The sequence below is a fragment of the Polyangium sp. 6x1 genome (assembly GCF_029946515.1).
GTDB lineage: Bacteria > Myxococcota_A > Polyangia > Polyangiales > Polyangiaceae > Polyangium.
The window spans coordinates 83589-95947 of record NZ_JARZHH010000046.1 but is presented as its reverse complement, the minus strand read 5'-3'; the positions used below and the strand labels follow the sequence as shown (position 1 = coordinate 95947).

The 12359-nt window shown below is 68.1% G+C and carries 8 protein-coding genes; 6 read left to right on the top strand and 2 right to left on the bottom strand.

Features of this window, described 5'->3' with window-relative positions:
• Positions 1–216: 216 nt before the first annotated feature.
• The gene (locus QHF85_RS33560) at positions 217–2415 is read right to left on the bottom strand and encodes a prolyl oligopeptidase family serine peptidase (protein WP_281331478.1); all 2199 of its coding nucleotides are present in this window, start codon (positions 2413–2415) and stop codon (positions 217–219) included.
• A 241-nt stretch (positions 2416–2656) separates the two neighbouring features.
• Between QHF85_RS33560 and QHF85_RS33555 the strand changes: the two genes are divergently transcribed.
• The 5 genes from QHF85_RS33555 to QHF85_RS33535 all read left to right on the top strand — a co-directional run bounded on the left by QHF85_RS33555 (position 2657) and on the right by QHF85_RS33535 (position 9790).
• On the top strand, positions 2657–3241 hold the full coding sequence (locus QHF85_RS33555) for a hypothetical protein (RefSeq protein WP_281331477.1): 585 nt from the start codon (positions 2657–2659) through the stop codon (positions 3239–3241).
• 62 nt (positions 3242–3303) lie between these two features.
• On the top strand, positions 3304–4245 hold the full coding sequence (locus QHF85_RS33550) for a hypothetical protein (protein ID WP_281331476.1): 942 nt from the start codon (positions 3304–3306) through the stop codon (positions 4243–4245).
• A complete protein-coding gene (locus QHF85_RS33545) occupies positions 4242–5840 on the top strand; it encodes a L,D-transpeptidase (RefSeq protein ID WP_281331475.1) in 1599 nt (532 codons plus the stop codon). Before QHF85_RS33550 ends, QHF85_RS33545 begins: the two co-directional genes overlap by 4 nt.
• A gap of 258 nt (positions 5841–6098) precedes the next feature.
• Positions 6099–7439, top strand: a complete 1341-nt coding sequence (locus QHF85_RS33540; protein ID WP_281331474.1) for an ATP-binding protein — start codon at positions 6099–6101, stop codon at positions 7437–7439.
• Positions 7440–7666: 227 nt separating this feature from the next.
• A complete protein-coding gene (locus QHF85_RS33535; RefSeq protein ID WP_281331473.1) occupies positions 7667–9790 on the top strand; it encodes a heavy metal translocating P-type ATPase in 2124 nt (707 codons plus the stop codon).
• Between the two features lie 19 nt (positions 9791–9809).
• Here the strand turns inward: QHF85_RS33535 and QHF85_RS33530 are convergent, their stop codons facing one another.
• On the bottom strand, positions 9810–11225 hold the full coding sequence (locus QHF85_RS33530) for an amino acid permease (protein WP_281331472.1): 1416 nt from the start codon (positions 11223–11225) through the stop codon (positions 9810–9812).
• Between the two features lie 93 nt (positions 11226–11318).
• Between QHF85_RS33530 and QHF85_RS33525 the strand changes: the two genes are divergently transcribed.
• The gene (locus tag QHF85_RS33525; protein WP_281331471.1) at positions 11319–12332 is read left to right on the top strand and encodes a proline racemase family protein; all 1014 of its coding nucleotides are present in this window, start codon (positions 11319–11321) and stop codon (positions 12330–12332) included.
• Positions 12333–12359: the final 27 nt, after the last annotated feature.

The window sequence follows — 12359 nt, the reverse complement described above, 5'->3', positions numbered from 1 at the left end:
GCGATGCGCAGTTCGTCCCACAGGCCGCGTTGCCCGTTGAACCGTCAGCGCTGCCGTCTTGGTGGGCAGCGCCGCTCGTGGTCTTGACCCCGGCTGTTCGATGAACTGCGCATCGCGCAGTTCATCGACCCCGAGTCCAGCGCTTGCGCTGGTCCGGGTGCAGGGGCGGACAGCCCCTGCTGGGGCCTGGGGCAAAGCCCCAGCGAGGCGCCTCCCTCAATGCGCGACGTGCCCGAGCGCGAACGAGAGCATGTCGACGCCTTGCTCCACTTTGCTCTTCACCATATCGGCGCCGCCGTGCCCCGCGTGCTTCTCCACGCGCATCAGTACGGGCTGATCCCCCGCCTGCGCCGCTTGCAGCGCCGCCGTCGTCTTCCATGCGTGCAGCGGATGCACGCGATCGTCTGCGTCTGCGGACAGCATCAGGAACGCCGGGTACTTCGTCCCGGGCTTGACGTTGTGGTACGGCGAATACGCGAACAGCGCTTTGAACAAGGGCTCTTCCTTGGGCGAGCCGTACTCGGCGACCCAGGTCTTGCCGTCTCCGAACAGCGGATAGCGGATCATGTCGAGCACTGGCACTGCGCAGAGCACCGCGCTGAAGAGGTCCGGCCGCTGGTTTGCTACTGCGCCGACGAGCAAGCCGCCGTTCGATCCGCCGTACGCGACGAGCCGATCCGCGGACGTCAGCTTCTCCTTTACCAGCCACTCGGCTGCGGCGATGAAATCGTCGAACACGTTTTGCTTCTTCGTCAGCATTCCGGCGCGGTGCCATTCTTCGCCGTATTCCGCGCCGCCTCGCAGGTTTGGCATGGCGACGCCGCCGCCGTTCTCCAGCCACGTGTAGAGCATCGGCGAGAACGTGGGCGTCTTGCTGATGTTGAAGCCGCCGTAGCCCGTGAGCAGGTAGGGGACCGACCCGTTCTTCGGGGCGTCCTTCTTGCGGGCCACGAACATCGAGACCTGCGTGCCGTCCTTCGACGGGTAGAAGACCTGCTCGACCATGTACGGCGACGGATCCACGGGCGCCTTGAGCGCGTACCAGAGCTTGCTTTCGCCCGTCTTCACGCTCGCCTCGAAGATCGAGGTCGGGTACGTGAACGACGTGAACACGTAGTAGGCGCGATCCTCGTCGGGCTCGCCGAAGAGGCCGGTCGTCGTGCCGAGGCCGGGCAGCTGGATCGCGTGGACCTTCTTGCCTGCTGTGCTCCACACCTCGATCTCGCTCGACGCCTTGCGCAGGTACGTGAGCGCGAGGTGCCCGCCGACGATCTCCGCTGCTTCGAGCACCGCGTCCTTCGACTCGGGCACGATCTCCTTCCACTGATCGCGGGCCGGTTTGGCCGGGTCGACCGCGAAGATACGGCCGCGCGGCGAGCCGTCCGTCGTGCGGAGGTAAATCACGTCCTTGTGGGCGAAGGCGTTCATCGAGCCCTCGTAGCCCTTCACGAGATCGATCCACGCCGCGCCCTTCTTGCGCAGGTCGAGGAACTTGATGCCGCTCACGTTGCCGCCGTGCAGGACGTTCACGACGAGGAAATGGCCGTCGCGCGAGAGGTGCGCTTCGAGCTCGGTCTCGGGATCGCCGTTCTTCGGCAGGACGAGCGTGTCCGTGTCTGCCTTCTTGCCGAGCGCGTGGAAGCGCACCTCGGAGTAGCCGGGCAGCTCGGAGGCCGGGATCTTCGCGTCGACCGGGACCGAGACGTAATAAAAACCGTCGCTCTTCGGCGTCCAGAGCGGGTGGGCATACTCGGCGCCCGGGATCGTGTCGATCACGCTGTCCTTGCCCGTCGCGACCTCGCGCACGCGGAGCTCGCCCGCGTCCGCGTTGTTCGGGTGCGCGATGTACGCGACCCATTTGCCGTCGTACGAAGGGATCCATGCGCCGAGCGAGGTCGATCCATCGGCGCTGAGCGAAGCGACGTCGATCAAGACCTTCTGCTCGCCCTTGTCTCCCTCGCGCCAGTAGATCGTGCGTTGCTCCTTGTCCGCGGGCTTGTGCGACCAGAACGAACGCTTCCCACGGCGGAGCGGCGGGCTCATGGATTCGAGGTACGAGAGCGCGCGGAGCTTCGTGGCGAGCGCCTCGCGCTTCGGCAGTTTTGCGAGCTCGGCGCGCGCGAGCTCGTCCTGCGCCTTCACCCACGCTTGCACCTCGGGCGAACGTTCGTCCTCGAGCCACCGGTAGGGATCGGCGACGTTGACGCCGAAGAACGTATCCGACGCGTCGACCTTGCGCGTGGCGGGGTAGGGGAGTGCGGCCGCCGTCGTCGCGGATATCACGGGTCTTTCCTCGGCCATGACCTTCGTCGCGACCTCGGAGTTACCGCCGTCGGGCGGGGGAGGCGGCGCGCCGGCGCAGGCGGCGAGGAGCACGGGCAGGACGGTGAGCGAGGAGGTGCGCGTGAGCTTCATCGGCGCGCATGATGGGCACGCGTCGCGAGGGTTTTCAAGGGGCCGATCCCGTGGCAGAATCGCCGGGGTTCGGGGTGCAGCTCGGCTTGTCCGAGCGTAACCCCGAGCGTGGACTGATGTTCGGGGTGCAGCTCGGCTTGCCCGAGCGTAACCCCGAGCGTGGACTGATGTTCGGGGTGCAGCTCGGCTTGCCCGAGCGTAACCCCGAGCGTGGACTGATTTCCGGCCGAGGGAGGTGCTCGTGCGAACGTGGCTGTTTTCGCTCTTCGCGCTCGTTGTTCCCCTGGGGTGTGCGGTTCCGTCGAACTTCCCCTCGCAGGAGGAGCTCTACGACGAACCCCGGGATTTCAACCGTTTCGCGGTCTTCAGTCATGGCCGCGAGGTGATCGGCGGTCAGGTGAACGCGGGCGGCGTGCTCGGGCTCGACGTGAACCTCGGGCGCTACACCGACGCCGATGATCACGCGCTTCGCGGGCACGTCTACGGGCGGCTCGTCGACATGCGCGTCGAGGGAGATCGCGTGAGCGGCCTCGCGTCGTCCTTGCCGTTCGAGCTCGCGATCGCGCGCGACGAGCGCGTCGTCACGGCGCGCGGGCTCGTCTACGGCAGGAAGGTCGAGGTCGCGATGAGCGACGAGCGCGCGCGCGTGGTGCTCGGGCAGTGTGAGCTCGACCTCGGGCGCCGCGGGCAGGTGTACGTGGGGCGCCGGCAGTGTGATGGACGCTGGCAGCCCGAGGAGGTGGAGCTCCAGGTCGGCCGCGGCTTCGCCTCGTGGAGCGACGCCGAGCGCATGAGCGCGCTCTCCCTGATGCTCTTCCTCGACTGATCGCGTTCCGTCACGATCGCCTTGACGAACGGCGCCTTCCGGGACTCTACTCTGCCCCGAACATGAAAGGCACCGCGCTCGTCTACAGCTCGCACGACCGATCCGACCTGATCCACGATCACTTCATCGTGCAGCGCGCGCTGCGCGGTGAGGAGAACCGGCGGATCCTGTTCCTGCCCATGTCCGAGACCCCGCAGAACGGGAGCGAGTACGAACGCCAGGAGTTCGCCTGGGGCAACTTCCGGTATTTCTTCAGCTTCTACGATCGCTTTGGGCTCGAGTACCTGCCGTTTTACTGGAACAGCGGCCTGCGCGCCGAGGACGTCGAGACGTTCTGGCATTACCTGTGGTCGTCGGAGGTCGTGATCCTCGGCGGCGGGCACAGCGTGACGGGCCTGCACCGCTACAAGGACCTCGGGGCGCGCTTCAACGGCGAGCCCGGGAAATTCGGGCGGATCCTGCACGAGCGCAAGGCGCGTGGCCTGCTCACGGTGGGCTTCTCGGCGGGCGCCGATCAGCTCTGCGAGCACATCTTCCGGCGCACGTACGACGACTACACGGACACGAAGGGCTTTGGCCTGGTGCGCAAGTCGATGATCACGCTGCACCACGACTCGAGCCGCAACGGCGATCTCTGGGACGCGGCGCGTCGCTTCGGCGACTACCGGGTGTTCGGCCTGCCGAACGACGCGGGCCTGAACGTCGACTGGGGCGTCTTGCCCTCGGGCAACGTCTGGCAGATCTACGAGTTCGTCGTGGATCGGACGTGGGACATCCCGTCGGATCAGTTCCACATCCGCACGCGCCACGGTGGGCTCATCGATCACTTCGATCCGCGTGGCCGGCACTGGGCCTTCGACAACGGCGATCACCTCGTGCGCATCCAGTCGCCCGACGGCCGCTTCGACGAGTCGTGGATGACGGCCGGCGGCGGGCTCCTGCACTACGGGACGCGCGCGCCGAGCCGCTACGCGAGCATCTCGGAGATCCTCGCCTCGCATTGACCCGACCTCGCTTCCCGCTCTCGCTCCTCGTCACGCTCGCGGCCGGCTGCGGCGGCCCGAAGGCCGAGGCCGTGCCCGACGCGGGCGCGGAAGCGGGAGCAGACGCGGAAGCGGGAGCGGACGCGGACGCGGGAGCGGAAGCGGGAGCAGACGCGGAAGCGGACGCGGACGCAGCGGCGGCAACAGCCCCGGAACCGGACGCCGAGCCGCCGCGGCTCGGATCGATCGGCTTCACCACCTTCATCTACCAGGATCGCTCGCGCAAGCGCCGGATCGGCGAGGTTCGTCCGGGCACGAGCGTCGTCCTTCAGAGCGACGAGCCCGTGGAGGTGCCGCCTTCGCAGCTCGGCGGCTGCAAGAGCGGCCGCTTTTATCCCGTCGCGCCCCGTGGCTTCATCTGCGAGGACGAGACCATCACCCGAAACCTCGACGATCCGCGCTTCCGCGCGCTCGCGCTCGCTGCCCCGCGGGAAGGCCCGCGGCCCTACGACTACGCATTTTCCACGCGCGCGCCGATGTACGGCCGGATCCCCACGCCGAGCGAGCAGGCCCGGACCGAGCGTCGCCTGCGGCCCGTGGCGGATCTCGGCCGCGTCCGCCGCTCGATGGACGGGCACGAGGATCTCGCCGATCTCGCGCCCACGCCGCCGCGGGATTCCATTCCCGAATTCCTGCTCGGCGGAAAGGAGGCGCCCGTGCCCGCGGGCCGGCGCGGCGGCCTCGTGCGCAAGGAGATCCCCCACGGCGCCATGCTCTCGTTCTCGCACGCCGTGGACGTCGAGGGACGCACGTTCCTGCTCTCGCCCGAGCTGACGCTCGTCCCTGCGGATCGCATGCGCCCCTTCCGCCCGAGCGCTTTCCACGGGGTCGCCATCGACCGCGCAAATGCATTGCCGATCGGCTGGTTCCGCAAGACGGCGCGGACGAAGTACAAGCGCGAGGAGAGCGGCGCGCTCGTCGCGACGAGCGAGGCGTGGGCGCCGCGCACGTTCGTGCGGCTCTCGGGGACATCCATCACGTACAGCGGGGATCTCTTCTGGGAGACGCGCGAGCCCGGGCCGACGTATGCGCGGGCGCGGGACATTTCCATCGTCGCCGAGCCGGAGGCGTGGCCGCGGAACGTGGGCTCGGACGAGAAATGGATCGACGTCTCGCTCTCCCGGGGGACGATGACGCTCTTCGAGGGGCGCCGCGCCGTGTATTCGACGTTGATGTCGCCGGGCGCGGGCGGCGTGACGGAATCGCCGAAGGCGACGACGGAGGAGCTCGTCCGCGGGGCGTTCACGCCGCTCGGGAGTTATCGGATTGCCGTGAAGTACCGGGCGGCGCAGCTCACGGACGAGGCGACGCCGGATCCGTCGTCGTTCTGGATCGCGGACGTGCCCTGGGTGCAATATTTCCGCAATCCGTTCGCGATTCACGCGGCCTACTGGCACGAAGACTTCGGGAGCCCGAAGAGCGGCGGCTGCATCAACCTCTCGCCCGAGGACGCGGCGATCGTGTTCGCCTGGACCGACCCACCCGTCCCCGAGGGCTGGTCGAGCGCGGACGCGCGCCCGAGCGAGCCGGGGACGTGGGTCGTCCTTCGGCGCTGAGGACGCAGCCGAGGGCGAGGGGGGCCGTTCGCTCGGCAGGCGGGGGGGTCGTCGTTCCTTGCTCCCCGAGCGAATCCACGGCAGGCCTCCTCTCTCCGCCCGCCCGTGCGCGCGGCGCGACAATGCGGAATTGTCCGTGTTGACGCTGGCACGCGACCGCGCTCCGCGCGGCTGGATGGACCGCGGAGCGGTTCGAATCGATTGGCGCACCGGAAAGCGAGCTTGTCAACGTCATGACGGTGCCGTATCAAATGGCCGATGACGGCTGCCGTTTGCAGTGCCGTGGAGTCCGCGCGCCGCGAGGAATACCCTCCGACGGGGGAGCTCGAGCCTTCCCCACCATCCCTCGTCGGTGTCGTCCAGGATCTGTCGCTCGCCCGCGACATGCCGGCCATCATGGAGATCGTGCGAAAGGCGGCGAGGGAGCTCACCGGCGCCGACGGCGCGACCTTCGTCCTGCGTGACGGCGACCTCTGCTACTACGCGGAGGAGAACGCCATCGAGCCTCTCTGGAAGGGGCGGCGATTCCCGATGTCCGCGTGCATCAGCGGCTGGGCGATGCTCCACGGCGAGGCCGTCACGATCGAGGACATCTATGACGATCCTCGGATCCCCGTCGACGCTTATCGGCCGACATTCGTGAAGAGCCTGTGCATGGTGCCCATCCGGACGAAGGCGCCCATCGGAGCCATCGGCAATTACTGGGCCTGCCGGCACCGAGCGACGCCGCGCGAGCTCTCGCTCCTCCAGGCGCTCGCCGATAGCACCTCGGTGGCGATGGAGAACGTCGCGGTCTACGCCGAGCTGGAGAAGCGCGTCCGCGACCGGACACGAGAGCTCGAGGAGAGGAGCCGCGAGCTCGCTGCGGAGCACGCGGCGCTCCTCGAGGCGCAGCGGCAGAAGGAGGCGCTGAGCGCGCTCGTCGTGCACGACCTCAAGAGCCCCGCCGCCGCGATCGCGCTCGCGGCCTCGGTCCAGCTCCGGAGCGCCGACCTGAAGCCCGCGGATCGGCGCCGCTGGGGCATCGTGTTCTCCTCCGCGGAGCGCATCATCCGCACGGCTGCCAGCGTGCTCGACATCGCCCAGAGCCAGGACGGCAGGCTCGTGCCGCAATACGCCGACATCGAGCTCTGCGGCCTGCTCGCCGAGATACGCGAGGTCGTCCTGCCGCTCGCCGAAAAACGCGAGCAGACCATCGAGCTGTCTTGCAACGTGCCCGCGGGCGCGCTTCGGGCCGATCGGGATCTCCTCGGGCGCACGCTGCAGAACCTCGTCGACAACGCCCTTCGATACAGCCCCGCGCAGAGCACGGTGCGCCTCGAGGCGCGCGCGGACGCCGCGTGGGTGACGATCGCGGTATGCGACGAGGGCCCCGGGGTCCCGGTCGAGATGCGCGAGCGTATTTTTGACCAGTACGTGCGGCTCGAAGAGAATGCCCGCAGCGGCTGGGGGCTCGGGCTCTCATTCTGCAAAATGGCCGTCGAGGCGCACGGCGGCGCGAGCTGGATCGAGGACAACACGCCGCGGGGGAGCCGGTTCTGCTTCAAGCTCCCGGTCGCTCCGGGAAAGAGCGTGCTACAGGGCGTGCTGTTGACGTGACGTCGATGCGCTAGGGAGGGAGTCCATGCAAGCCACGCGCGAGCGGTGATCACGTGCGCAAGCACGTCCAGTCGCGGTGGCAGGTCGCTCTCCTCGGGCTCGCCCTCGTTGGCTTGGCTGCAGGTAGCATTCTGCATCTCGGAAGGGTCGGCGATGCGGGCCGGTGGGTATGGGCCGGCGTCACGAGTATCGTTCTCCTCTGGACGTTTTCCTCCGCCGCGAGGGGATTGCTCCGACGAGAAACGGGCGTCGATCTCATCGCCGTCCTGGCGATGGCAGGCGCGCTCGTCCTCGGCGAATACCTCGCGGGCGCCATCATTGCGGTCATGCTCACGGGCGGCGCCGCACTCGAGCGGTTCGCCGTCGCCCGCGCACGACGCGAGCTCGGCGCCCTGCTCGAGCGCGCTCCGCATACGGCACATCGCCGAGCCGGTGCCGACATCATCGATGTCGACACCGCCGAGGTGAGGCTCGGCGACGTCCTCGTCGTCAAGCCTGGTGAGGTCGTTCCGGCGGACGGCATCGTCAGCTTGGGAACCGCGATTCTCGACGAGTCGGCGCTGACCGGTGAATCCAAACCCGTACAGATCGACATCGGGTCCCCTGCACGCAGCGGCGGCACGAATGCGGGCAGCCCGTTCGAGCTGCGTGTCACTGCGCCCGCGGCCGAAAGTACCTATGCAGGCATCATTCGTCTGGTCAAGGCGGCGGAGGAATCAAAGGCGCCGTTCGTTCGACTCGCGGATCGATACGCGCTCGCCTTCCTGGGCCTCACCGTCGCGCTCGCGGCCCTCGCGTGGATCGCCGGGGGAAGCCCGATCCGCGCACTCGCCGTGCTCGTTGTCGCAACGCCGTGCCCACTCATCCTGGCCGCGCCAGCAGCCATCATTGCTGGCGTGTCGTGCGCGGCGAGGCACGGCATCATCATCAAAGGCGGCGGTCCGCTCGAGACGCTCGCGCGTGCCACGGTGCTGCTCCTCGACAAGACCGGGACCGTGACCACGGCGCGTCCGCAGGTCGTGGCCGTGGAAACCTTCGGGGCCATCTCCTCCGATGATGTCGTCAGGCACGCCGCGTCCATCGAGCAGGTCTCCGTACATCCGTACGCGCCCGCGATTCTTGCGGAGGCGCGGAGCCGGAGCGTCGAGCTGAGCTTTCCCGTCGACGTGCGCGAGCAGATGGGCACGGGAATCGGAGGAAACGTCGACGGCCGGCGCGTGGCCGTGGGACAGCTCGGTTTCGTGGCTCCGAGCGCACCGCGCACGCCGGAGCTTCGGTCGATCGAGCAGCGTACTGCGGTCGAGGGTTCGTCGAGCGTGTACGTTTCGATCGACGGCTCGCTCGCAGGCGTGTTGCTCCTCCAGGACCCGATCCGGCCGGAAGCGCCGCGTGCCTTCCGCGCGCTTCGCGCCGCCGGCATGCAGCGCATTCACATGGTGACGGGCGATCATCCCGACGTCGCGGAGCTCGTCGGCGACGCCCTCGGCGTGGACCGCGTCTTTGCGGAGCGAACGCCGGAGGAGAAGGTCGAGGTCATCAAGCTCGTACGTGCCGAGGGCGTCGCGGTGATGGTCGGCGACGGCATCAACGACGCCCCGGCGCTCGCGCTCGCCGACGTTGGCGTGGCGATGGGAGCGCGCGGCGCCACGGCCGCCTCCGAAGCAGCGGATGTCGTCCTCACAGCGGACCGGCTCGGAGGGCTCCTCCTCGCGACGCGGATCGCGCAGCGTACGCGGCGCATCGCGCTGGAAAGCGTCTTCGTGGGGATGGGGCTCTCGCTCGTTGCGATGGTGTTCGCCGCCGCGGGATACATCACGCCGGTCGCCGGAGCCGTCCTCCAGGAGGGCATCGACGTCCTCGTGATTCTGAATGCGCTTCGTGCGCTTGGCGGCGGTGGCATGCTCGTCATGCCAAGGCGCGGTGACACCAAGGGCCTCGCGCAGGGGCTTGCCTTGGCGCACCGCTCGCTGCGTCCGCACGTCGGCGAGCTCGCCGCGCTGGCCGCGCGCCTCGACTCGCTGCCAGCGCGGGAGGCGCGCGCGCAGCTCGAGCAGATCCGTGACATGTTCGAGAGGGAGCTGCTGCCCCACGAGCGGGAGGAGCAGCAGACGGCCTATCCCCTTCTCGGCAAACTGCTGAAGGAGGAGGACCCGACCGGCCCGTTGATCCAGACGCATCACGAGATCCGGCGGCTCACGCGGCTCTTCGGTCGTCTGGTCGCTCGGCTTCCGGTAGAGGGCCCCAGGCCGGAGGATCTCCGGGACCTGCGCCGCGTGCTCTACGGCCTCCACGCCATCCTCACGCTGCATTTCGCTCAGGAGGAGGAGCTGTACAGCCTGTTTGATGGCTGATGCGCTTTCGGTGCAGCCGTCATTTCGCCGCGACGGCCCTCCAGGCGAAGTACACGGGCACGCCGAGCAGGACGAGCACGAGGCCCGGCCACGTGTATCCCGGCTTCTCGAGCAGCAGATCCACGCAGATCAGGGCCGTGAGCAGGACGTGAAGCGCGGGCAGCCAGGGATACCCCACGACCTTCACGGGCCGCTCGACGTGGGGCCGCTTGATCCGGAGGGCGAAGAGGCCCGCTGTGGTGAGCATATAAAAGAGCAGCGTGGCAAAAATGACGTAATCGAGGAGCTGCGAATACGTGCCCGACAGGCAGAGCACGCTGGTCCAGACGGCCTGAACGACGAGCGCCACGGCCGGGGTACGATGACGCGGGTGGAGGACGCCGACGGCCTTGAAGAAGAGCCCGTCGTGGGCCATTGCGTAGTAGACCCGCGCCCCCGCGAGGATCATTCCATGGGCGCAGCCGAGGGTGGAAATCATGATCCCGACAGCCATGACCGAGGCCCCGACCGCGCCGAGGATCGCCTCGAACACCGCCGTACCCACGCGATCCTGGGGGGCGTGGGCGATCGCCTCCGCGGGCAGGACGGATAGATAAGCCAGGTTCGCGGCCAGATAGAGGATCGTCACCACGACGACGCCGGAGGCCATCGCGAAGGGCAGATCGCGCTTCGGGTTCTCGAGTTCGTCGGCCGCGAAGCCCACGTTGTTCCAGGCGTCCATGGAAAACAAGGCGCCCACCATCGCGGCCCCGAATACCGGCAGATGCGCGAGCGCGAGCCCGCCCTCCGGCCAGAACGCCTCGCCGAAGTTTTCCCCGATGGCCTCGGCATTCCGCCCGATGCCGATCGCCACCCCGATGAGGCCGACGAGCAGCGCGATTTTGAGGAGGGTGAGCGAGCTTTGAAGGAACGCCGCGATCTTCACGCCGCGCACGTTGATCCAGGTGAGTATCGCCACGACGACGATGGCGAGCGCGCGCTGGGGAGAGAGCCCGACCTCGACGGGACCGCTCGGGAGCCCGAGGGTGAGCCCGAAGGATACGTCGGGTGACAGCGCAGGCACGAACACGGCGGCGAAGCGGGCGAACGCCACCGCGACGGCGGCGATCGTGCCCGTCTGGATGATCGTGAACAGCGTCCACCCATAGAGATAACCGAAGAGCGGGGAGATCCCTTCGCGCAGATAGACATACTGCCCTCCCGCCCGCGGAAACATGGCCGCGAGCTCGCCTTGCGTGAGCGCGCCGAAGATGGTGACGAGGCCGGCGGAGATCCAGACGAGCAGGAGCAGGCCGGGGGCGTGCACCAGGCGAAGGATGTCGGCAGAGACGATGAAGATGCCCGAGCCAATCATCGAGCCAGCGACGAGCGCCGCGGCGTCGAGCCGCGAGAGCGCCTTCACGAACCCGATCTCGGCCCCTTGTGTCGCCGGCATTCGTGGAGACCTCCGAGCAAGCCGGAGAGGCGATCTTCGGGAGGGTCGCCCGGCTCTTGCAAGAAATGGAGGCGTCGAGGAGCCGGCCGACGAATGGCGCGATTTTCACACGTGATCTCGGCGATCGATTCGCACACGGGAGGCGAGCCCACCCGGATTGTCCTGAGCGGCCTGCCGCATCTCCCCGGGGGCACGATGGCCGCGAAGAAGCGGCACATGGAGGAGCACCTGGACCACTTTCGCACGCTGCTCATGCGCGAACCCAGGGGGCATCACGACATGTTCGGGGCCATCCTCACGCCGCCCGTGGGCGAGCACAGCCATCAGGGCCTCCTGTTCATGGACCACGCGGGCTACCTCGACATGTGTGGTCACGGCGTGATCGGCGTTGCGACGGTAATCATCGAGCTCGGTATGATCGCGGCCACGGAGCCGGAGACCGTGGTCGTTTTCGACACGCCTGCGGGCGTGGTCGAAGGTCACGCCAGGGTCGAGGCGGGGCGCGTGATCGAGGTCGCCGTCGCCAATGTCCCCTCGTTCGTCTACGAAAGGCAGGTCGAGCTCATCTTGCCCGGCGTGGGCGTCATCGACGTCGACGTCTCCTTCGGGGGGAACTTCTTTGCCATGGTCGACGCGAGCAAGCTCGGCGTGCCGATCCACCGCGATCACATCCCTCGGCTCCTCGAGCTCGGGATGATGGTGAAGGACGCCGTCAATGAGAAAGTGAAGGTCCAGCACCCCGTGAAGCCAGACATCGACCGCGTCGAGCTGACCGAGATCTACGAGCGACCCGAGCCGACCACCCCATTCTCCAGGAGCATGGTGGTATTCGGACGAGGTCAACTGGATCGTTGCCCGTGCGGCACCGGCCTCTCGGCGCTCATGGCCACCCTGCATGATCGCGGGGAGCTGCCGCTCGGGGTCGAGCTCGTCGACGAAGGCATCATCGGCACTCGCTTCAGGGGAAGGCTCACCCGCGAGCTCCAGGTGGGCGGCTCCCGCGCGGTCCGGCCGATTCTCGTCGGAAGGGCCTACGTGACGGGCATCCAGCAATTCGTGGTCGATCCGGACGATCCCCTGAAATATGGGTTCGTCGTCGGGCGATGAGTTCATCCGCCGGCTCCCGCGCTGCGC

What these genes read in the sequence shown, in the direction of transcription:
- QHF85_RS33560 (WP_281331478.1), bottom strand. Translation starts at nt 2,415, where the DNA reads ATGAAGCTCACGCGCACCTCCTCGCTCACCGTCCTGCCCGTGCTCCTC.
- QHF85_RS33550 (WP_281331476.1), top strand. Translation starts at nt 3,304, where the DNA reads ATGAAAGGCACCGCGCTCGTCTACAGCTCGCACGACCGATCCGACCTG.
- QHF85_RS33540 (WP_281331474.1), top strand. Translation starts at nt 6,099, where the DNA reads ATGACGGCTGCCGTTTGCAGTGCCGTGGAGTCCGCGCGCCGCGAGGAA.
- QHF85_RS33530 (WP_281331472.1), bottom strand. Translation starts at nt 11,225, where the DNA reads ATGCCGGCGACACAAGGGGCCGAGATCGGGTTCGTGAAGGCGCTCTCG.
- QHF85_RS33525 (WP_281331471.1), top strand. Translation starts at nt 11,319, where the DNA reads ATGGCGCGATTTTCACACGTGATCTCGGCGATCGATTCGCACACGGGA.